This is a genomic window from Actinacidiphila yanglinensis, from assembly GCF_900107965.1.
GTDB lineage: Bacteria > Actinomycetota > Actinomycetes > Streptomycetales > Streptomycetaceae > Actinacidiphila > Actinacidiphila yanglinensis.
The window spans coordinates 108,551-130,562 of the sequence record NZ_FNVU01000027.1; the positions used below are offsets into that span (position 1 = coordinate 108,551).

The 22,012-nt window shown below is 74.3% G+C and carries 16 protein-coding genes; 9 read left to right on the forward strand and 7 right to left on the reverse strand.

Annotated features, from left to right (window positions below; genetic code table 11):
* Positions 1-442: 442 nt before the first annotated feature.
* The 9 genes from C4U44_RS37280 (at position 443) to C4U44_RS37320 (ending at position 12,317) form a co-directional block, all read left to right on the forward strand.
* Positions 443-1,468, forward strand: a complete 1,026-nt coding sequence (locus C4U44_RS37280) for an amino acid ABC transporter permease (protein WP_103890553.1) — start codon at positions 443-445, stop codon at positions 1,466-1,468.
* Entirely contained in the window at positions 1,465-2,283 is an 819-nt protein-coding gene (locus tag C4U44_RS37285; protein WP_103890554.1) for an amino acid ABC transporter ATP-binding protein, read from the forward strand. The genes C4U44_RS37280 and C4U44_RS37285 overlap by 4 nt, the downstream gene beginning before the upstream one ends.
* 96 nt (positions 2,284-2,379) lie before the next feature.
* Positions 2,380-3,396 carry an ABC transporter substrate-binding protein gene (locus C4U44_RS37290; protein WP_103890555.1) on the forward strand — a complete coding sequence of 339 codons (1,017 nt, stop codon included), beginning with the start codon at positions 2,380-2,382 and terminating at the stop codon, positions 3,394-3,396.
* A 147-nt stretch (positions 3,397-3,543) separates the two neighbouring features.
* On the forward strand, positions 3,544-4,311 hold the full coding sequence (locus tag C4U44_RS37295; protein ID WP_103890556.1) for a GNAT family N-acetyltransferase: 768 nt from the start codon (positions 3,544-3,546) through the stop codon (positions 4,309-4,311).
* Positions 4,312-4,316: 5 nt separating this feature from the next.
* Positions 4,317-5,252, forward strand: a complete 936-nt coding sequence (locus C4U44_RS37300; protein WP_103890557.1) for an NADP-dependent oxidoreductase — start codon at positions 4,317-4,319, stop codon at positions 5,250-5,252.
* A gap of 216 nt (positions 5,253-5,468) precedes the next feature.
* A complete protein-coding gene (locus tag C4U44_RS37305) occupies positions 5,469-5,864 on the forward strand; it encodes a CU044_2847 family protein (RefSeq protein WP_200823542.1) in 396 nt (131 codons plus the stop codon).
* A gap of 3 nt (positions 5,865-5,867) precedes the next feature.
* The gene (locus tag C4U44_RS37310) at positions 5,868-8,009 is read left to right on the forward strand and encodes a VMAP-C domain-containing protein (protein ID WP_103890558.1); all 2,142 of its coding nucleotides are present in this window, start codon (positions 5,868-5,870) and stop codon (positions 8,007-8,009) included.
* Positions 8,006-8,956 carry an AAA family ATPase gene (locus C4U44_RS37315; RefSeq protein ID WP_103890559.1) on the forward strand — a complete coding sequence of 317 codons (951 nt, stop codon included), beginning with the start codon at positions 8,006-8,008 and terminating at the stop codon, positions 8,954-8,956. Before C4U44_RS37310 ends, C4U44_RS37315 begins: the two co-directional genes overlap by 4 nt.
* A gap of 1 nt (position 8,957) precedes the next feature.
* A complete protein-coding gene (locus C4U44_RS37320) occupies positions 8,958-12,317 on the forward strand; it encodes an SAV_2336 N-terminal domain-related protein (protein WP_103890560.1) in 3,360 nt (1,119 codons plus the stop codon).
* Between the two features lie 12 nt (positions 12,318-12,329).
* Here C4U44_RS37320 and C4U44_RS37325 read toward each other — a convergent pair whose 3' ends face one another.
* From C4U44_RS37325 to C4U44_RS37360, 7 genes are all read right to left on the reverse strand, one after another.
* Positions 12,330-13,364, reverse strand: a complete 1,035-nt coding sequence (locus C4U44_RS37325; RefSeq protein ID WP_103890561.1) for an aldo/keto reductase — start codon at positions 13,362-13,364, stop codon at positions 12,330-12,332.
* A complete protein-coding gene (locus tag C4U44_RS37330; protein WP_103890562.1) occupies positions 13,361-17,401 on the reverse strand; it encodes an ABC transporter ATP-binding protein in 4,041 nt (1,346 codons plus the stop codon). The genes C4U44_RS37325 and C4U44_RS37330 overlap by 4 nt, the downstream gene beginning before the upstream one ends.
* The gene (locus C4U44_RS37335; RefSeq protein WP_103890563.1) at positions 17,398-18,783 is read right to left on the reverse strand and encodes an LLM class flavin-dependent oxidoreductase; all 1,386 of its coding nucleotides are present in this window, start codon (positions 18,781-18,783) and stop codon (positions 17,398-17,400) included. The genes C4U44_RS37330 and C4U44_RS37335 overlap by 4 nt, the downstream gene beginning before the upstream one ends.
* Positions 18,767-19,636 carry an ABC transporter ATP-binding protein gene (locus C4U44_RS37340; RefSeq protein WP_103890564.1) on the reverse strand — a complete coding sequence of 290 codons (870 nt, stop codon included), beginning with the start codon at positions 19,634-19,636 and terminating at the stop codon, positions 18,767-18,769. The genes C4U44_RS37335 and C4U44_RS37340 overlap by 17 nt, the downstream gene beginning before the upstream one ends.
* Entirely contained in the window at positions 19,612-20,556 is a 945-nt protein-coding gene (locus C4U44_RS37345; protein WP_407642944.1) for an ABC transporter permease, read from the reverse strand. The genes C4U44_RS37340 and C4U44_RS37345 overlap by 25 nt, the downstream gene beginning before the upstream one ends.
* Positions 20,553-21,617 carry an ABC transporter substrate-binding protein gene (locus C4U44_RS37350; RefSeq protein ID WP_103890565.1) on the reverse strand — a complete coding sequence of 355 codons (1,065 nt, stop codon included), beginning with the start codon at positions 21,615-21,617 and terminating at the stop codon, positions 20,553-20,555. The genes C4U44_RS37345 and C4U44_RS37350 overlap by 4 nt, the downstream gene beginning before the upstream one ends.
* A 165-nt stretch (positions 21,618-21,782) precedes the next feature.
* The coding region (locus C4U44_RS37360) for a flavin reductase family protein (RefSeq protein ID WP_146088434.1) at positions 21,783-22,012 on the reverse strand (230 nt) is incomplete at its 5' end.

The following is a 22,012-nucleotide window of genomic DNA, read 5'->3' on the forward strand; positions in this document are numbered from 1 at the left end:
CCGCCGCTCGCCGCATTGACAGCCCCCCGGCCGTTCCCTACGTTGACGCGCAGGTCAAGGCCGGGTCGGCCCCGGCCGTCGGCAGGGACGCGGCCCGCGGCGCGGGCGGACGGGAGTGGGCGGGGATGGACGCGGCGACGGGCTCTGCGCGGTGGCGACGCCACTGCCGCAACCTCGCCACGCAGGCCCGCCACATCGACCTGCTGCGCGTCAGCAGCGCCCTGTGTCAGGGCTGAACTCCCCCGGGCCACACGCCCGTTGACGTAGGTCACCAGCCGAGCACCGGCGCGCCGCCGCCCGCCCGGCCCCCCGCGCCGCGTGCTGGCTGCGCCGGACGCCGCACCACCCTTCCCGCTCCTCGTCCCCGCCTCCGCCGCGCCCGCGAGCCATGCCGCCCGCCGCGCGTGCGCGGTGCGGCCCTCCCTCGCGCCGGAGTTCTCCCATGAGCGACCTTTCCCGTGCCGCCGTCCCACCCGAACGGCTCGCGCCGGCCGACCCGGCACCGCCGGATCCCTTGCCCGGCCCGGCCGTTGACACCCCCGCGGGTCCGGCCCACGACGAGCGGGTGATCCCCTTGCGCCATCCCTGGCGCTGGGTGCTCACCGCGCTCGTGCTGGTCCTCGTCGCGCAGCTCGCCCACGGCCTGGTCACCAACCCGTTCTTCCAGTGGGGCCGGTTCCGCTACTGGTTCCTGCGGCCGATCATCCTGCACGGCCTCGGCGTCACGCTCCAGGTCACCGCGCTGAGTGCGGTGTTCGGGCTGGTCGGCGGGATCGTACTGGCGCTCGCGAGGATGTCGCGCAGCCCCGTTTTGCGGGTGGTGAGCTGGACCTACGTGTGGCTGCTGCGGTCGGTGCCGCTGATCGTGCTGCTGCTGTTCCTGGCGAACTTCTCCGCGCTGTACCGCACGGTGAGCCTCGGGGTGCCGTTCGGCCCGCACTTCGTGGAGTTCGACGAGGCCAGGGCGGCGAGCAGCCTGGTGGTCGCGGTGGTCGGGATCAGCCTCAACGAGGCCGCGTACGCCGCCGAGGTGGTCCGCGGCGGGCTGCTGTCGGTGGACCAGGGCCAGCACGAGGCGGCGGCCGCGCTCGGCCTCCCCCGCCGCTACCAGTTCACCCGGATCATCTTCCCGCAGGCGCTGCGGGCGATCGTGCCCGCCTACGTCAACCAGCTCATCGGCCTGGTGAAGAGCACGTCCCTGGTCTTCTACGTCTCGCTGCTGGACGTGTTCGGCCGGGTGGAGACGCTGGGCAGCACCTACCCGAGCGACATCGTGCCGCTGCTGCTGGTGGCGACGGTCTGGTACGTGGTGCTGACCAGCGTGGTCTCGGTCGCGCAGTTCTACGTGGAGCGCTACTTCTCCCGAGGGGCGCTGCGCACGGTGCCGCCCACGCCGTGGCAGCGGCTGCGTACGGCGGTCGCCGATCTGCGGGCCCGGGCCCGGCTCGCGACGGGAGCGGCCCGATGAGCGCCCCCGCCGCCGGGAACGAGGCGGCCGGAGCCGTGGGAGCGGTCGGGGCGGAGCCGGTCTCGGTCACCGTGACCGGCGCCCACAAGCGGTTCGGCGCGCAGCAGGTGCTCGCCGGGGTCGACCTCGAGGTGCCGGCCGGCGAGGTGACGGTGATCCTCGGGCCGTCCGGCTCGGGCAAGTCCACCCTGCTGCGGGCGATCAACCACCTGGAGAAGCTGGACGCGGGGCACGTCGAGGTCGGCGGCGAGCCCGTCGGAGTGCGCCGGCACCGCGGCCGGTTCAAGGAGCTGAACGAGCGGGCGATCCTCGCCCAGCGCGGCCGGATCGGCTTCGTCTTCCAGAACTTCAACCTCTTCCCGCACCTGACCGCGCTGGAGAACGTGGCCGCCGCGCCCGTCGCGACCGGCCGCAGGAACCGGGCGCAGGCCCGGGAGGCCGCGCGCGACCTGCTGGCGCGGGTCGGACTGGCCGACCGGGCGGGGGCGTACCCGCGGCAGCTCTCCGGCGGGCAGCAGCAGCGGGTCGCCATCGCCCGCGCGCTCGCCCTGGAGCCCGGCGTCATCCTCTTCGACGAGCCGACGTCCGCGCTCGATCCCGAACTGGTCGGCGAGGTGCTCGCGGTGATCCGGGACCTGGCGACGGGCGGCACCACGCTGATCGTCGTCACCCACGAGATCGGCTTCGCCCGGGAGGTGGCCGACACCGTCGTCTTCCTCGACGGCGGCCGGATCGTCGAGCAGGGGCCGCCCGCGCAGGTGCTGTCGGCGCCGCGCCACCCGCGGACCCGGGAGTTCCTCAGCCGCGTCCTGTGACGCGGGCCGCACCGACGCGCGACCCGCGCCCGCCGCCCGCCGCTCACCGCCCTTTCGTTCCACCGTGCCCACCACCCTCGCCCCAGGAAGGCCGTCATGCACCGTTCCGCTTCCAGACTCGTCCTGAGCGCAGCCGCCGCCACCTCACTCCTGCTGGGCCTGGCCGCCTGCGGCAGCGACAGCGACCCGGGTGCCGGCGCCCCGGCGGCGGCCGTGGCCAAGGGGACGGTGGTGGTCGGCGCGGTGTCCAACGGCGCCGCCCGGCAGACCGTCCTCAAGGTGCCCGAGGTGGCCTCGATCCGCGCCGAGCTGCCCGCGTCCGTACGGAAGAGCGGGAAGCTCGTGGTGGGCCTCGGCTTCCTGCCCGCGGGCTCCCCGCCGATCGGCTACATCGGCACCGACCAGAAGACCCTCACCGGCTCCGAGCCCGACCTCGGCCGGCTGGTCGCGGCCGTCCTCGGCCTGCAGCCACAGCTCACCAACGCCACCTGGGACAACCTGTTCATCGGCATCGACAGCGGCAGGACCGATGTCGGCTTCTCCAACATCACCGACACCGAGCAGCGCAAGGAGAAGTACGACTTCTCCAGCTACCGGCAGGACAACCTCGGCTTCGAGGTGCGCAAGGACGATCCCTGGACGTTCACCGGCGACTACCACGCGCTGGCCGGCAAGACCGTGGCGGTCGGCTCCGGTACCAACCAGGAGAAGATCCTGCTCGCCTGGCAGAAGCAGCTCGAAGCACAGGGCAAGAAGCTGACCGTCACGTATTACCAGGAGGCGAACAGCACCTACCTGGCGCTGAACTCCCACCACATCGACGCCTACTTCGCGCCGAACCCGAGCGTCGCCTACCACGTCGCCAAGACCGCGGGCAGCCCGCAGGCCACCCGCAGCGCCGGGACCTACTCCGGGGCCGGCGCCAGCCTCCAGGGCCTGATCTGCGCGACCACCAAGAAGGGCGACGGCCTGGTCGAGCCGCTGAACGACGCCATCAACTACCTGATCAAGAACGGCCAGTACGCCAAGTGGCTGGCCGCGTGGAACCTCAGCAACGAGGCGGTGCCCAGCGCCCGGATCAACCCGCCCGGGCTGCCGCTGAGCAACTCCTGACGCTTCCGGGCCGGCCCGGCGAAATTTCCCCGGGCCGACCCGGCGTTGTCCGGTACGGGTGCGGAGCCCGGAACCGTACGGCCCGACGCCGTACGGCCGGCAGCACCCGCGGCCCACCACCGCACTGAACGGAGAGTCACGGCGCGCATGTCGACCAGCCTTGATCCATCACGACACGAACCGCTCCCGCAGCCCCCGGCAGGGGCCGGCGGCGGGCACGTTTTGGACAACCCCGCCTGGGCCGCCATGAACGGCCCGCACCGGCACCTCGCGGAGTTCGTCGGCCGGGCGGGACGCTACCTCAGCGACGTGTCGCCGTTCGTGACCCTCGCCGACTTCGACGACCCCGCCGCCTGGGCCGACGTGGCCGAGCTGGTCGGCGCGGGCAACACGTTCACCGTCGCCGGGGTCGCCGAACTGCCCGAGGGCTGGACCGGCGGCGACGCCATCCCCGGCGTGCAGCTCGTGGCGACCACGCTGCGCGGGGAGCTCGACCCGCAGGCCGTGCGGCTCGGTGCCGAGGACGTCCCCGAGATGCTGGACCTGGTGGAGCGCACCCGCCCCGGGCCGTTCCTGCCGCGGACCGTCGAGATGGGCGCCTACTACGGCATCCGCCGCGAGGGTGCCCTGGTGGCGATGGCCGGGGAGCGGCTTCGCCCGCCGGGCTGGACCGAGATCAGCGCGGTGTGCACCGATCCGGCGTACCGCGGTCAGGGCCTGGCGACCCGGATGATCCGGCACGTCGCGGCCGGCATCGGCGCGCGCGGCGACACGCCGTTCTTGCATGCCGCCGCCGCGAACACCTCAGCGGTCAAGCTGTACGAGTCGATCGGGTTCGCCCTTCGCCGCACCACCGTGTTCCGCCTGGTCCGGGTGCCGGACCCGATCCCGACCTCCCCTCTCGACGCGAGGTAGCAGCCATGCCCAAGGCGTACGTCTTCACCGAGGCCGGCGGACCCGAGACCGAGGCCTTCGCCGACCTGCCCCGGCCCGTGCCCGCGCCCGGGCAGCTGCTGGTCCGGGTCAGGGCGGCCGGCGTCAACCCCGTCGACTGGAAGCGCCGGGCCGGGTTCCGCCCGGCCGGCGCGCCCCTCCCCGACCTGCCCGCGGTCTTCGGCAACGAGGCGGCCGGTGTTGTCGTCGAGGTCGGCCCGGACAACGGCGACGGCGACACGGCACGCTTCTCGGTGGGCGACGAGGTGTTCGGCAACACCGTCAACGGCGGCTACGCCGAGTTCGCCCTGCTGCTCGCCTCCGTCACCACGCACAGGCCCGCCGCGCTGTCCTGGGCCGACGCCGCCTCGCTGCCGGTCGCCTCGGCCACGGCGTACGACGCCGTCCGCCAGCTCGATCTGCCCGACGGCGCCACGCTCCTGATCAACGGGGCCGGCGGTGGAGTGGGCGTGGCAGCGGTCCAGATCGCCCGGCACGACGGGTTGACGGTGCTGGGGGTCGCCGGCGCCGCGAAGAAGGAGTTCCTGGAGTCGCTGGGCGCGGTGCACGTCGCCTCGGGCCCGGGCGTCGCGGACCGGGTCAGGGCGGTCGCGCCCGGCGGGGTGGACGGGATCGTGGACCTCGTCGGCGGCGAGCCGCTCCGGGACGTCGCCACGCTGCTCGCCGACCCGGCCCGCCTGGTGAGCGCCGGCGACCGCACCACGGTCGCCGAACTCGGCGGCAGCCCGGTCCTTCGCAAGCGCACCGCCCAGGTCCTCGACGACCTCGTCACCCTCGTCGTCGGCGGCGACCTCGACCCCCTCGTCACCCGCACCTACCCCTTCCCCCACGCCGGGGAAGCCCTCCGCGCCGTCGAACAGGGCCACGTCCAGGGCAAAATCGTCATCGAGTTCCCCGAATAGCCGCTCCGCGTAGGACCCGCAGCAACTCAGGCGCGCGAGGGGGCACCTCCCAGGCGCAGCCCTGGGGGAGAACTGCGCGAGAACCCACCACCGCCGGAAGGTCCGGCACCCCACCTCCGCCACCCACCCCCAGCGGCCACCGTAAAACCCCCAACGCATCGATACGGTAACCGACTTACGGACACCCGCCCCCGACATGCGCGCCCCCACGACAATATGCGGGTGTCGCTTCTGTCTGACGGTGAACTCGACGACGGTACGCCCGTCCGCTTCCTGCTGACCCCCGTCCCGGGCCCCGCCAGGGACGCCGGCCTCCCGGAGGGGATGGGGCGCGCGGTGCCGGTGGCGACCGGCGGCAGAACCGTCGCCAGCCTGGCCGCCGGCGCGCTGCGCGGCGCGCTCACACCGCTCGGCCCGCTCCTGCACAGCGTCCACGAAGCCGCGACCGCCCTGCCGGAACCCCCCACGGAGATCAGCGTGACCTTCGGGCTCCAGGTCGGCCAGGACCTCAGGTTCGGCATCGTGGGCGGCAGCGGCCAGGCGCACCTGTCCGTCACCGCGTCCTGGAAACCCGCGCCCGCCGCCGACGCGTCCGCGTCCGGCACGGAGTGACGCGTGGGTTGGTTCAGGGTCGCCGTCGGGAGTGCCGACAACGACCCCCGTCGCCACGTGGTCGCCGTCCGGCGGGCCGACGACGACCAGCTCGCGGGCGGTGGCCTCGTCCTCGGCCCCGACACCCTGCTGACCTGTGCCCACGTCATCAACGACGCCTTGGGCCGGCCCCTGTTCGAGACCAGGTCGCCGGGGTCCGCGGAGATTCCGGTCGACGTGTCCGCCGGCTGGCGCCCGCGGCGCCACCTCGCCCGTGTGGCGCACTGGATCCCGCCTCGTACCCGGGACGGCGGCGCGGTGCGCGAGGGTCACGACGAGTGGTTCGGCGACCTCGCGGTGCTGCGCGTGGACGCGCCCCCCGAGGGACTGCCCACCTGGCCCGACCGTTCCGCGATGAGGACCGGCCAGACGCTGGCGGCCTGGCACGGCAGCGGCGGCGCGGCCACCATGGCCCGCCTCGGCGTGATCTCGCTGCACGACGCGCTGGCCTACCTGGACGGCGCGCCCACCGGCATGGCCGTCGGTCCCGGCTACAGCGGCGGCCCGGTGTGGTGCGCGGAGGAGCGGGCCGTGGTCGGCCTCGTCGCCGCGCACTTCATGCCGTCCCGCGATCCCGTCACCGGGGGGCCGCCCGACACCCAGCACATGATCCGGCGCAGCTGGGCGGTGCCGTGGCAGCGGGTGGAGGCCGAACTCGCCCCCCTGGGCGTCCTCGACGACGTGTCCGTCGCACCGATCGACCCCGACGACCCCGCCCTGCCGCTGCTGGTCGAGGCGATCGAGGACATCATGCCGTCGCCGAGCGGGCGCAGCGAACGCGCCCAGCGGCTGGCCCGGGCCTGCGGTGTCGGCGCGGGCAGCGACGTCACCCCGCCCACCCCCGAGGAGTTCGGCACGTTCCTCCTGACCCATCCGCGCGCGCTCGCGGCCTTCTCCGGCATCGTGCGGCGTGACAGCCCGGAGGGAGCCGACCGCGTGCTGGCCGCGGGCGGCCTGTCGCGGACGCCGAGGCTGCTGTCCCCGCAGGAGTACGCCGATCTGCGCAAGCATCTGCGTGCCGTGGACCGGTCGGTGCTCGACCGGTTCCCGGAGGCGGCCCGCGCGGCGCTGCCGCACCTGGCGAGGCTTCCCGCCGGGGACACCGTGGACGCGCTCCTGGACCGGCTGGAGTCGCTGCCCGGCGACGGCCGCTCCAGCGGCGGCGAACGCAGGGTGCCGGCACTGCTGCGGGTCATCGAGTACGTGGCCGCGCTGTGCCCGCTGTCGAAGCGGGCGGAACTGCGGCTGTGGGCCGACTCGGTGGCCCGGCGCCTCGGCATCGCCCGCGGGGCGCTCGGCGAGCGCCGCTCCGACGCCCAGGAGTGGGCGCGCTCCGCGCGCGACCGCTCCGCGCGGGTGCGGGTCCTGGTGCAGGTCACGCGGGCCGGCCGCGGCCGCCACCGGCTGCGGATCTGGTGCGACGAGGGGGCCGGGCCCCGCCAGGTGTCCAAGGACAGCGTCGCGACGTACTCGGCGTCCCAGGCGGCGCGCGAGGTGCTGCGCGTGCTGGACACCGTGACGCCGCCGGCCGGCGACGACCGGCCGCCGATGGTGGAGGTGCTGGTGGACCGCGGCAGCCTCAACCTGCCCGTCGACGAGTGGGAGGCGCGGGATCCGGACGAGATCGTGCCGGGCGTCCTCGGCGTGGAGTTCCCGCTGGTCGTGCACTGCCCGGAACTCCTGCGCCGGCACGTGCGGTTCATGCCGCACTGGCGCAGCAGGTGGAGCCGGCTGGACTCCGGGAAGACATTCGTGGTCTCGGAGGCGATGGACAGCGACACCATCTACTCCAAGCTCGTCAACCAACTCGACACGGTTCGCGTCTCGGTGGATGTACCACCCGGTCCGCGCGACGGGATCGTGCAAACCTGCCTGGCGGTGGGCATACCTGTGGTGGTGTGGGATCGCGGTGGCGACGGCGCGTCCCACATCGCCGAGCGCATGGCGGAAGTGGCCACCCGGGAACTGCCCGACGGGGTGCGCGACTACCGAGCGAACGCCAAGGCCAGCCCGCCCGAGTTCCCCGGCCGCCCCGTCCTCGCCTGGGCCGACGCCGACCGTACCGTGCCCCGTCTGCACCTGACCGAACCACAGGAGAGCGCATGACATCCGCTCCCGAGGCCGACTGGCGCCTCTTCCGCGGCGACGGCGTACCCCGGGCCGTCACCTTCCCCTCGGCCCCGCCGTGGCGCCGGTTCACCCCGCTGCAGTCGATGCGCCCGGAACTGCCGTACCTGATCGAGCGGCAGCACGCCGACGTGGTGAACGCCGCCCTGCACCTGAGGCGCCCGCTGCTGGTGACCGGGCCGGCCGGCACCGGCAAGTCCTCGCTCGCCCGGGCCGTCGCCCACGAGTTGCGCCTGGGCACCCTGCTGCGCTGGGCGGTCAACAGCCGCTCCACCGTCAAGGACGCCCTCTACCAGTACGACGCGATCGGCCGGCTGCGCGAGACGACCCTCAGTCGCGATCGCGGTGAACGGGAGCCGTCCATCGGCACGTTCATCCGGCTGGGGCCGCTGGGCACCGCGCTGCTGCCGTCGGCCACGCCGCGCGCGCTGCTGATCGACGAGATGGACAAGGGCGACGTCGACCTGCCCAACGACCTGCTGACCGTCTTCGAGGAGGGCGTCTTCGACATCCCGGAGCTGGCCAGGCTCCCGGAGGACGCCGCGGACACGGAGGTGCACACCCAGGACCACCGGGGCACCGTCCGGGTGCACCAGGGTCTCGTCCAGTGCGCCGAGTTCCCGGTCGTGGTGATCACCAGCAACGGCGAGCGCGACTTCCCGCCCGCCTTCCTGCGCCGTTGCGTGCGACTGGACCTGCCGGTGCCCGACGAGGAGCGGCTGCGCACCATCGTCGCCGCGCACCTCGGCGAGGAGGCGCTGCGGGAGGCGGACGACCTGGTCGAGGCGTTCCTGCGGCGCCGCGCTCCGGGCGAACTCGCCACCGACCAGCTGCTCAACGCGGTGTTCCTGCGCTCCGGCGGTGTCGACCTGGACGCGGAGGGTCTGCTCGACGCCGTCCTGCACCAGCTCACCGGGGCGATGTGACGTGACCGGCGGTGGGGCGCGGCTCGCCGAGGTGCTGCGGGTACTGTCCGCCTGCGGCCACGACCTGGACGCCGACCAGGTCCTCGACGTGCTGTGGCTGGCCCGGCGGCTGCCGTCGGGCCCGCAGGCGCCGCTGCACCGCGCGCCCGCCGAGCCGGAGCGGCCGGCGCCGCCGGGCCCCGCACCGGACCGGGAGGTCCCGCCGCCGCCCGCGCCGGAGCCCGACGACCCCGACCTGCCCGACCTCACCGCCCCGGCCCTGTACGCGGCGGCCCGGCAGGCCCCGTCCCGCCAACCGCGGGCACGGCAGCCGGGCCAGGAACCGCGCGGGGCCGTGCCGTTGCGGGTGCCCGAGGACAAGGCGCTGTCCGGCGAGCTCGAACTCGCGCGGGCGCTGCGCCCGTTGCGCCGCCGGCGGGACAGCCGGCACCGCACGGAGATCGACGAGGAGCGCACGGCCGCGGACTTCGCCGAGACCGGGCTGGCCGACGTGGTGGAGCGGCCGGTGCGGGAGCGCTGGCTGTATCTGGTGCTCCTCGTCGACGACGGCCTGTCCATGCTGCTGTGGCACCGGCTGGGCGCCGAGCTGCGCACCCTCCTGGAGCGGCTGGGCGCCTTCGCCACCACCCGCGTACTCGGCCTCGACACCCGGCTGGCGCGCCAACCGCGCCTGCACGCGCGGCCGTTCCGGCCCGACAGTACCGAGTTGCCGCTCAGCACCATCAACGACCCGTCGGGCCGCACCCTCCTGCTCGCCGTCAGCGACGGGATGGGCGCCGCGTGGCGGTCCGGCGCGATGCACGACCTGCTGGCCGAGCGGGCCGCCCGCGGCCCGGTCGCGGTCCTGCACACGCTGCCACCCGACATGTGGGAGGCGTCCGGGGTGTCCGCCGATCGCTGGCAGGCCACCACCCACCGGATCGGCGGCGCCAACACCTCCTGGCAGATCACCGATCCGGTGCTGCCGCGGGGCCTGGCCCGCTTCGACGGTGCGCCGATACCCGTCCTGGAGCCGACGGACGGCTCGCTGCGGGAGTGGGCGCGCCTGATCGCCTCGCCCGGCACCACCGTGGAGCTGCCGCTGCTGACCCGTCCCGGCGCGTACGGCGCCGTGGCCCCGTCGCGGGACCTGAGCAGCGCCCAGCACTTCCGGGACGCGGCCACCCCGGAGGCGTACCGCCTCGCGGCCCATCTCGCGGCGGTCTCCCCGCTGACGGTGCCGGTGATGCGGCTGGTGCAGACCGCGGTGCCGTGGCCCGCCAGTACCTCCCACCTGGCCGAGGTGTTCCTCGGCGGGCTGGTCCGGCCGCACCCGGCGCCGGTGCCGGGCCCGGTGGCCGCCAAGCACCGGGTCTTCGACTTCTCCGACTCCTCCAAGTCACTGCTGCTGGACGCGGTGCCGCAGGCCGAACTGCTGCGCACCAGCCGCCGGATCGGCCGCCGCCTGGAGGAACTGGCCGGGAACTCGCCGGACTTCCCGGCCTGGCTGGCGCACCCGGACGGCTCCGCCCAACTGCCCGGCACCCACCAGCCGTTCACCAGTGTCGAGCGGCGGCTGCTCAGCCGGTTCGGGGTGTCCTTCGGTGAGCCGTCCCCCTCCTCGGGCCTGCCGGGGCGAGCCTCCGCCGACGACATGGACGACTGGGGCCCGCTCACCGAGGACGATCCCGAGGAGGTCGGCGGCTACCGGCTGCTCGGCCGCCGCCGCGGGCGCCGCACCGTGGTGTACCGGGCCGTCGACGGGCAGGGCACGCCGGCCGTGCTGCGGGTACCGCGGCCCGATCTGCCCGCGGTCAACGCCCGGTTGATCGAGGTGGAGGCGGAGGTGCTCACCCGGCTGCAGGGGCAGCACGCGCCGAGGCTGCTCGCCGCCGGGCTCGGGGACGCGCCGCCGTGGCTGGCCATGACGCCGATCGCCGACGCCGCCACGCCGAACACGGCGCCGCTGCGGCTCGGGGAGGTCTTCGCGCGGAGCCTGGTCGAGGGCACCACCCCCTTCGACCTGCTGCGCGGCCTGCTGGTCGCCTGCTACCTGGCGAACGCGCTGACCCTCTGCCACGTCAACGGCCTGGTGCCGGCCGACCTCAACGCCGACAGCGTGTTCGTGCTGCGCCGGACCGTGGTGCTCGGCGACCTCTCGGACTGCGCGGTCGACGGCGAGTACCACGGGGCAGGATCCGTCCCGACCCGCGAGGACAACGTCCGCGCGCTCGGCGAACTGCTCCAGCTGATCAGCAGCAAGGCGGGCCGGGAGCTGCCCGGCCTGCCGGAGGGCATGCACATCTGGCAGGGCTCCACCTGGGAGCCGCTCCGCCGGCTGGTGCTGCGCTGCCTGGACGCCGATCCGTCGCAGCGCCCCTCGCCCCGCGAGGTCGCCGACGCGCTGGCCCGCTACATCGCCCGCGCCCGGCTCCAGCGCGGCGGCGAGGAACTGCCCCCGCCGCCGGTCGATCCGGCGGCCGCGCCGGTGCCGCTCGCCCCGCCGCCGCAGCCGGCCCCGCCCGCCGGTCACGGCCCGCGCCTGCCCCGGTTCGGTTCCACCCGGCGGGAGACCGAGGCCCGGCTGGAGCGGCTGCGCGCCCCGCTGCCGCACAGCAGGCGGCTCACCCTGGTGGGCGCCTACCAGTACAGCGGCCGCGCCACGGCCACGATGGTGCTCGGCTCCCTGCTCGCCTCGGTACGGGGAGAGCCGGTGCTGGCCCTCGACGGCGCCGCCGCCGAGGGGGCGCTCGACGCGTTCCTCACCCGTCGCAACGACGCCGTGCTGCGCGATCTGGCCGCGCTGCCGCCGGACCCCGCGTACGCGCAGATCCGGGCCCGCACCACGCGCCTGCCGTCGGGGCTCGAAGTGGTCGCGCACCACCGCGGCCACCTCAGCCCGAGCGCGGTGCACGCCCAGGACTACGCGCACCTGCTGGCCCGCACCGCGCCGTACTACCCGTTCGTGCTCACCGACTGGGCCCCGCTGGGCCTCGACCGCGGGGCCGAGGTCGTCCTGGACCGCACGGACCGGCTGGTCGTGTGCTGCGGGACCGCCGACTGGTTCCTCGACGCGGCCGCGCGCACCCTGTCCTCGCTCCGGGAGGCCGGGCGGGTCCGGCTGGCGGACGAGGCAGTGGTGGTGGCCACCGACGTCGACAGCCCGTCCGGGCGGCGCACGGCCGCCGGCCTCGCCGAGCGGCTGCGCGTCGACCCCGCCCGGGTGGTGCACGTCCCCTTCGACCCCGCGCTGCACCGGCGCGGCTGGGAGCTCGGCCGGCTGCGGGCCGCCACCGTCCACGCCTTCCTCGACCTGGCCGAACTGGCCCTGGGACCCGGGGCACCGGCGCCGGACGCCGGCGCGGGCCCCGGGGCACCCTGACCCCCGGACGGGCTACCGCACCCTCCTCCTGAGGGCCGGGTCCGTGAGCGCGGGGGGCGTGTAACCGCCGTCGCGCGCGGTGAAGTTGGTGCCCGGCGGCACGATCTCGTCGATCCGGTCGAGCACGTCCCGGCTCAACACGATCTTCTCCGCGCCGAGTTGGCTGTCCAGCTGCTCGAACGTCCGCGGCCCGATGATCGCCGAGGTGATCGCGGGGTGCTCCAGAACGAAGGCCAGCGCCAGTTGCACCAGGGTGAGCCCCGCCTCGTCCGCGAGCCGCGCCAGCGCGTCGGCGGCGTCGAGCTTCGCCGCGTTCTCCGGCGAGGTGATGTCGAAGCGGGCCGCCTGCCGGTCGGCGCGGCTGGAGCGCGGCTGGTCGACGCCCTTGCGGTAGCGCCCGGACAGCCAGCCGCCCGCGAGCGGCGACCACGACAGCACCGCCAGGCCGTAGCGCTGGGCGACCGGCAGGACCTCGCGCTCGATGCCGCGCGCCAGCAGGGAGTACGGCGGCTGCTCGGCGGCCACCCGCTCCCGGCCGCGCTTCTCCGCGATCCACTGGCCCTCCACGATCGCGGACGGCTCGAAGGTGGAGGTGCCGATGTAGCGGATCTTTCCCTGGCGGACCAGGTCGGTCAGCGCGCCCAGCGTCTCGTCGAAGTCGGTGTCGGGCTCGGGACGGTGCACCTGGTAGAGGTCGATCCAGTCGGTGCCGAGCCGCCGCAGGCTGTTCTCGACCTCGCGGATGATCCAGCGGCGCGAGTTGCCCTGCTCGTTGGGGTCGTCGCCGAGCGCGCCGTGGAACTTCGTGGCCAGCACCACGTTGTCGCGGCGGCCGCCGGCCAGTGCCTTGCCGACGACGGTCTCCGACTCGCCGGCGGAGTACACGTCCGCGGTGTCGACGAAGTTGATGCCGGAGTCGAGGGCGTGGTGGATGATCCGCACGCCGTCGGCGTGGTCGGGGTTGCCGCGCGGCCCGAACATCATGGCGCCCAGGCACAGCGGGCTGACCTTGACTCCGGTGCGGCCCAAGGGGCGGTACTGCGTCATCGTGTGCTCCCGTTCACGAGGTGGTCGCCGGCGCCGTCGCCGCCGTCCGTGGTGGTGGTCGTGGTGCCGGTGAGGGGGTCCTCCGCGGCGAGGGGATCCTCCGCGGCGAGCTGGTCGACGGTCGCCGCCGGGCCGTGCTGCCGGAAGGCGTCCCACAGCTTCCGGTACGGTCCGCCCGCGGTCAGCAGCCCGGCGTGCGTGCCGGTCTCCACGACGGTGCCGTGGTCCAGCACCACGACCCGGTCGGCGCGGGCGGCGGTGGTGAGCCGGTGCGCGACCACCAGCGTGGTCCGCTTGCGGGTCAGCGCCTCGGTGGCGGCCGCGACCCGGCTCTCGGTGGCGAGGTCGAGCGAGGCCGTGGCCTCGTCGAGCAACAGGACGTCGGGGTCGACGAGTTCGGCCCGGGCCAGGGCGAGGAGCTGCCGCTGCCCGGCGGACAGGTTGCGGCCCCGCTCCCCCACCGGCTGGAGGTAGCCCGACTGCAACCCGGACACCATCTCGTGGGCGCCGACCGCCCGCGCGGCGGCCTCCACCTCCGCGTCGGTGGCCTCGGGCCGCCCGTAGGCGATGGCGTCGCGCACGGTGCCGCTGAACAGGTGGGCCTCCTGCGGCACCACGCCGAGCCGGCCGCGGTATCCGGCCAGGTCCAGCGCGCGCAGGTCGTGGCCGTCGACCCGGACCGCGCCGGAGGTGGGGTCGTAGAACCGGGCGATGAGCTTCATCACCGTGGACTTGCCCGCGCCCGTCGCGCCGACCAGCGCGACGGTCTCGCCCGGCGCTATCCGCAGGCAGACGTGGTGCAGTACCTCCTGGCCGCCACCGCCCGCGTACCCGAAGGACACCTCGTCGAAGACCACCTCGCCCCGCAACTGCTCGACCGGCTCGGGTCGTTCGGGGACGGGCGTGCCGGTGGGGGTGCGCATCAGGGTGCGCAGCCGGCCGAGCCCGACCACGGCCTGCTGGTAGCCGTCGAAGACCTGGGAGAACTGCTGGATCGGGGAGAAGAACAGGTCGACGTAGAGCAGGAAGGCGATGAGGGTGCCCGCGGTGAGGGCGCCGGAGCGGACCTGGCCGGCACCCACCGCCAGCACGGCGGCGGTGGACAGGGTGCCCAGGAACTCCACGAACGGGAAGAACGTCGCCATGTAGCGCTGCGCCCGCAGCCGCGAGTCCCGGAAGGACCAGGCGAGTGCGGCGAAGTCCTCGGCGTTGCGGGTCTCGCGGCGGAACGCCTGGGTGACGCGGATCGCGGTGACGTTCTCCTGGAGGGCGGCGTTGACCGCGCTGACCCGCTCCCTCGCCTCGTGGTAGGCGGGCACCGAGTAGTGCCGGAAGAGCACCGTGCCGGTCACCAGCAGCGGCAGCGCCGCGAGCAGCACCACGGCCAGCCCGGCGTCGATGACGAGGAGTGTGATCAGCACGCCGAAGACGGTGAGCAGGCTCACCACGGCGGTGATCAGCCCGGTCTGCAGGAAGTTCGACAGCGCGTCCACGTCGGTGGTCATCCGGGTCATGATCCGGCCGCCGAGCTCGCGTTCGTAGTAGTCCAGGCCGAGCCGCTGGAGCTGGGCGAAGGTCTTCACCCGCAGGGTGTAGAGCAGGCGCTCGCCGGTGCGGCCGGTGGTGCGGATCTGCGCGACGCCGATCAGCCAGTCCGCGGCGACCACCGCGGCGGCGGCCGCCGCCGCCTCCAGCAGCACCCGGCCCGCGTGGTGGGCCACGCCGTCGTCGACGCCCTGGCGGACCAGCACCGGCACGATGATCTGGGCGAGCGCGTCGAGGGCGACCAGCGCGAGGCCCAGCAGCAGGGCCGTTCGGAACGGCCGCAGCAGCGGGCTCAGCCCGAAGTGCGGGTCGGCGGCGCGGGTGCGGTCGTCGGGCACGTCCGGGTCGGCGTCGGGCAGCGGCATCCGGGCCAGTCCGGCCATCAGTTCCGGGGTGGGCGGCGCGGCGCCGAGCACGCCGCCGCCCGGCCCCCGGCCGCGCCCGGCGGTGGCCGAGGACAGCGAGATCGCCTGGGCGGCCCGCATCGCGGCGGCGTCGCCGCCGGCCCGCGTGTCCTCGGCGTCCGGGCGGCGCCACAGGTGCGCGGTGACCGCCGGCACCTCGATGTCCTCGCCGTCCCCGGCGTCCACCGGGGGCGGTGGGCCGGCCGGCCCGGACCGGGGGCCGCGGGCCCCATCGGCGCCGTCAGCGGCAGTGGCAGTGGCAGAAGCAGAAGTGGCGGCACCGTTCCCGCCGTCGACCGCCGACTCCGGCTCCGGCCCCGGCACGTCCACGGCCGACAGCAGCGAGCGGAACAGCGCCGAGCGGGACCGCAGTTCGTCCATCGTGCCGGTGTCCACCACCCGGCCGCCGTCCAGCAGGGCGATGCGGTCGGCGAGTTCGAGGGTGGACCGGCGGTGCGCGATGATCAGCGTGGTGGGGCGGCGGACCGCCTCGTGCAGGGCCGCGTGGATCTCGGACTCCACGCGGGCGTCGATCGCGGAGGTCGCGTCGTCCAGCACGAGCACCGCCGGGTCGCACAGCAGCGCCCGGGCGAGCGCGACGCGCTGCCGCTGGCCGCCGGACAGCGTCAGGCCCTGCTCGCCGACGACCGTGTCGTACCCCTGCGGGAGGCGTTCGACGAACTCGTCGGCCCGCGCCACCTTGGCGGCGGCCCTGATCCGCTCCTCGCTCGCGCCGGGATCACCGTAGGCGATGTTGTTCCGCACGCTGTCGGACAGCAGCAGGCTCTCCTCGAAGACGAACCCGATCCGCGACCGCAGCGAGTCCAGGGTCAGCTCCCGCACATCGGTGCCGCCGACCCGCACTGCACCGGCGGGGACGTCGTAGAAGCGCGGCAGCAGCGCCGCCGCGGTGGACTTGCCGGAACCGGCCGGGCCGATCAGGGCGACCGTCTCGCCGGGAGCGACGTCGAGGCTGAAGCCCCGCAGCAGCGGCGTGCCGTCGCCGTACCCGAAGGTGACATCCTGCCAGGACAGCGCGGGCGGCTCGTCGGGCAGCACGCGGGCGTCCGGCGCGTCGGTGATGGCGGGCGCCTCGTCGATGACCTCCAGGACGCGTTCGGTGCCCGCCCTGGCCTGCTGCCACACGGTGAGCAGGGTGGCGACCTGGCGCACGGGGGTGACGAACGAGCCGAGGTAGCTGGTGAAGGCGAGGAAGGTGCCCAGCGATATCCGCCCGTGCAGCGCGAGGTAGCCGCCGAAGGCCAGCACGGCGACCTGGCCGAGCGCGGGCACCGCCTGCAGGGCCGGGTTGTAGCGGCTGGTGTAGCGCACGACCCGCAGCCGGGAGGCGAACAGCCGCCGTGCGCGCCCTTCCAGGCCGAGCAGTTCGCGCTGCTCCTGCCCGAAACCCTTGACCACCCGCACCCCGGTGACGGTCGCCTCGACACCGGAGGCGACCTCCGCGGCCTCCTGCTGGGCGTGCCAGTTGGCCGGGAAGAGGTCGCGCCGGCTGCGGACCGCGATCAGCCACAGCAGCGGCCCGACGACGAGCGCGACCAGGGTCAGCAGCGGCGACAGCCACGCCATGAAGGCGAGCGAGACCACGAACATCAGGGCGTTGCTCGTCATGTTCGGCAGGAACTGGAGCAGCGTCTGGATGAGGGTGATGTCGGAGATGGAACGGCTGACGATCTGGCCGGTGCGCAACCCGTCCTGCTGCGCGCCGCCGAGGCGCAGCAGGGCCGCGAACGCGTCGTTGCGCAGGTCGTACTGGACACCGAGCGAGAGTCGTCCGGCGTTGTACCGGCGGGTGAAGCCGCCGGCGAAGCGGACCGCGCCGAGCCCGGCGAGCACCAGCGTCCAGGAGGTCAGCGATCCGGTGCGGCCCGAGGCGACATGGTCGACGACGTGCCGCAGGACGAGCGGCAGGGTAGAGGTGGCGACGGCGGCGGCGACGGCCGCCCCGAAGGCCTTGACGGCGTCGCGGCGGTGCCGCAGGCAGTACGAGCCGAGCCGGCGCACCCAGCCCGCGGCCGGGCCGGCCGGTTGCCCGGCCGGCCCCGCCGCCTGCTCCGTACAGCCGGTCACCGGGCGTCCGCCAGGGCGATGCCCAGGTGTCCGGCGGAGGCGTCCACGGTGTCGAAGAGCCGGTTGGAGGGGCGCGGCAGGCCGTAGTGCTCGCGCAGGGTGCGCCCCGTGTACTCGGTGCGGAACAGGCCGCGCTCCTGGAGGATCGGCACCACCCGGTCCACGAACAGCTCCAGGCCCGAGGGGAGTACGGCGGGCATGATGTTGAAGCCGTCGGCGGCACCGGCGTCGTACCAGTGCTCGATGGTGTCCGCGACCTGCTCGGCGGTGCCGGCGAAGGTGCGGTGGCCGCGGCCGCCGCCGAGCCGCCCGATCAGCTGCCGCACGGTGAGTTTCTCCCGGCGGGCGAGTTCGACCACCAGCGTGTAGCGGCTCTTGGCGCCCTCGATCTCGTCCTCGGTGGGGATGTCCTCGGGCAACTCCCGGTCGAGGTCGAGCTGGTCGGGCGGGATCCGCAGCCGGTTGGCGAGCTGCCGCTTGGCGTACTCGGGCCGGATCAGCCGGTCGAGTTCCGCGTCCAGTGCCAGCGCATCGGCCTCGGTGTCGCCGATCACGGGCACGATGCCGGGCAGGATCTTGATGCCCTCCGGGTCGCGGCCGAAGGCGGCGGTGCGCTGCTTGACGTCCTGGTAGAAGGCGATCGCCTCCTCCAGCGTCTGCTGGGCGGTGAAGACCGCCTCCGCGTAGCGGGCGGCGAAGTCCTTGCCGTCCTCGCTGGAGCCGGCCTGCACCAGCAGCGGGTAACCCTGCGGCGAGCGGCGGACGTTGAGCGGGCCGTCGACGCGGAAGTACTCCCCCTGGTGGTGGACCTTGCGGACCCGGTCGGCGAGCGCGTGCACGCCGCTCTCCTTGTCGGCGAGGACCGCGTCGTCGGCCCAGCTGTCCCACAGCTTGGTGGCGACGTCCACGAACTCCGCGGCGCGCAGGTAGCGGTCGCGGTGCAACGGGGTGTCGTCGAGGCCGAAGTTGCGGGCGGCGTCCGCGCCGGCCGTGGTGACGATGTTCCAGCCGGCCCGGCCGCCGGAGACGTGGTCGACGGAGGCGAACCGGCGGGCGAGGTTGTACGGCTCGTTGTAGCTGGTGGACGCGGTGGCGATCAGGCCGATGTGCGTGGTCACGCCGGCCAGCGCGGTGAGCAGCACGGTCGGTTCGAGCTTGCTGACCGGGCGGCGCCCCGGATCGCCCTGGAGGACGGGCGAGTCGGCGAGGAAGAGCGAGTCGAGCCTGCCGCGTTCGGCGATGCGGGCGAGGTTCTGGTAGTGCGCGATGTCGGTACCCCCGTCGGCGGGGCTCTCCGGCAGCCGCCAGGCCGCCTCGTGGTGCCCGACCGACATCAGGAAGGCGTTGAGGTGCAGCGGCTTGCGATCAGCCTTGCGGGTCATGGGGCTTCGTCTCCTCGTGGTCCGTGCGGGGGCGCGCGGGGTGCGGTACGGATACGGGTACGGCCGCGGGTGCGGGTACGGGCCGCTCCGCCTCGGGCTGGTGGACGCCGAGCGCGGCCAGCAGCAGGTCGCGGTACTCCTGGAAGCAGGCGTCGCGGCGGCTGCGGGGCGTGGGCAGGTCGACCGCGAGGTCCACCGCGATCCGGCCGTCCTCCAGGACCAGGACCCGGTCGGCGAGTTCGACCGCCTCGTCGACGTCATGGGTGACCAGCAGGACCGCCGGGCGGTGCCGCTCGTACAACTCCCGCAGCAGGTCGTGCATCTTGATCCGGGTCAGCGCGTCGAGGGCGCCGAACGGCTCGTCGGCGAGCAGGAGTTCGGGGTCGCGGACCAGCGCCCGGGCGAGGGCGGCACGCTGCTGCTCGCCACCGGACAGCTCGTGCGGCCAGGACCGCTCCCGCCCGGCCAGGCCCACCTCGGCCAGCGCGGTGGCGCCGCGGGCGCGGGAGCCGGGTCCGCGCACGCCGAGCACGACGTTGTCCAGGACCCGCATCCACGGCAGCAGCCGGGAGTCCTGGAAGGACAGCGACACCCGCTCGGGCACGGAGAGTTCGCCGGAGCCGGCCACGCCGTGGTCGAGCCGGGCGATCGCCCGCAGCAAGGTGGACTTGCCGGAGCCGCTGCGGCCGAGCAGCGCGGTGAACTCGCCGCGGGCCAGCGTGAGGTCGAGGTCCTTCAGGACGTCCCGGTCGCCGAAGCCGCGCACCAGCCGGGAGGTGCGGACGGCGACGGACCCGCCGTCGGCCCCGAAGGGGTGGTGGTCGGCCGTCAGCCCGCCAGCGTGCGTCGCCATGACAGCGCCCTCCTCTCGACCGAGCGTACGACCGCGTCGGACACGAACCCGAAGATCCCGTAGCAGACCAGTCCGACGATGATCACGTCCGACTGGGCGTACTGCTGCGCCTGGAACATCATGTATCCCAAACCTTTGGACGCGTTGACCTGCTCGACCACGACCAGCCCGAGCCAGGACGAGGTGACCCCGAGCCGCAGCCCGACGAAGAAGCCCGGCAGCGCGCCGGGCACCACCACCTTGCGGATGAACTGCCACCGGCCGAGGTCCAGGCTCTCGGCCAGCTCGACGTACTTGCTGTCGATCCCGGTCAGCGAGGCGTAGGTGTTCACGTAGACGACGACCGCCACGCCCAGCGCGATGACCACCACCTTCATCTCCTCGCCGATGCCCAGCCACAGGATCATCAGCGGCAGCAGCGCGAGGGAGGGGATGGCCCGCTTGACCTGGAGGGTGCCGTCGAGGAGGTACTCCCCGACCCGGCTGAGCCCGGCGGCGACCGCGAGCAGCACCCCGGAGAGCACTCCGAACAGCAGCCCGAGCCCGGCCCGTTGCAGCGAGATCTCCATGTTGTCCTGGAGCCGCCCGCTGCGGATCAGGTCCACCGCGGTGGAGGCGACCGCGCCGGGGCCGCTGAGGATGCGCGGATCGAGGTAGCGCCCGGCGGAGGCCGCCCACCACACCGCCACCACCAGCACGGGACCGAGCAGCCGGGCGAACGGCACGGCCCGCCCGGGTCCGAGCCGGCGGCGGGTGCCGCGCACGAGGGTGGACCCGCGCATCACCTTCTGCGGTACGGGTGTTGCCCCCGGTGCGCGCTCTGCCCGGGGTACGGCCTCCGGGGCCGGTTCCACCTGCGCGGCCGGTTCCGCCTGCGCTGCGGGCGCGACGGTCGGCGTACGGGACAGTGCCTCGGTCATGACGCCACCCGGTACGTCGCCGGCACGGCCCTGGCGGCGAGCCCCTCGAAGCGCCGGTCGAAGAGCTTCTCCGCGTCGACCCGCCCGACGAAGCCGCCCTCCCGCATCAGATCCGCGGTCTGCTGCTCCCAGGCGATCGCCTTGTCCCAGCTGAGCGGGAACCTCGGCGCGTCGTTGAGCGCGACGATCCGCTTCCCGTCGGCGGCGGTGACGCCCTGGTCCTTGACGTAGTACGACTCGATCCACTGGTCGGTGTGCTCCCACGCCCACACCACGCCCTGCGCCCACAGCGGGATGAAGCTGCGGATCGCCTCGGCCTTGGCGTCGTCGTTGATCACCTCGACCGGCGCCCACAGGACACCGAGCAGGTCCACCACGTCGGTGCTGAGCTTGCGCGCGCCGTCCTTGCCGTACTGGGTCAGGTACTTGGTGAGGGTCGGCTCGGTCAGCGGCGCGACGTCCACCTGCTTGGCCTGCAGCGCGGTGAGGAACTGGGTGCTGGGCAACGGCACCAGGGTGACGTCGCTGTTCTTCAACCCGGCCTCCTTCAGCGCCCGGAGCACCACCACGCCCTGCGCCTGGCCCTGCGAGAAGCCGATCTTCTTGCCCCGGAAGTCCTGCACCGACGCGATGTCGCTGCCCGGGGCGGTGGCGAAGATGTAGAGCGGGCGGGTGTGGGTCTGCACGGCGACGATGCGCGCCCCGACCCCGATGTCCTGTGCCTGGATCGGCGGGATGCCGGCGTTGCTCGCCAGATCGATGGAGTGGGCGCGGAAGCCCTGGATGACGTCGGGCCCGGCGCTCAGGTTCGGCCAGCTGGAGACGGTGAACGGCAGCTTGCGGTCCAACCCCGCTCCCCGGAGCTGGAGTTGCGAGGTGTGGATGGAGATCGCGAGCTTCGTGCCCGGCGGCGGCGCCCCGGTCGGCAGGGAGCGTCCGGTCAGGGCGGTGTCGGCGGCGCCGGTGTGGCGTGCGCACCCGGCCAGCGCGAGCGCGGCACCTGAGGCGGCGGCGAGGAGGGACCTGCGGCGCAGGAGTGCGGGTGAGGAATCGGTCGGCATGTGGTGTCCCGGGAGGAGGCGAACTGCCGTGGCAGTGAGCGGACGTGGGGAAAGCGGGCCGAGCCGTCGGCCGGGTCGGGTGGACGGTCGGCGGTCGGCGGTCGGCGGTCGGCGGTCGGCGGTCGGCGGTCGGCGGTCGGCGGTCGGCGGTCGGCGGTCGGCGGATCAGAGCGCGTGGTAGCCGCCCGCGTGGAAGAGCAGCGGGCGGCGGTCGTCGTCGAGCCAGGACTCCTCGACCCGGGCGATCACGATGCGGTGGTCCCCGGCGGGCACCACCTGCTCGATGCCGACCCGCAGCCAGCCGGCCACGCCCTCGAGCACCGGCTCGCCGCGCTCCAGCCGGCGCCACCGCGTCGGCGCGGCGAACCGGTCGATACCGCTGGTGGCGAACCGCC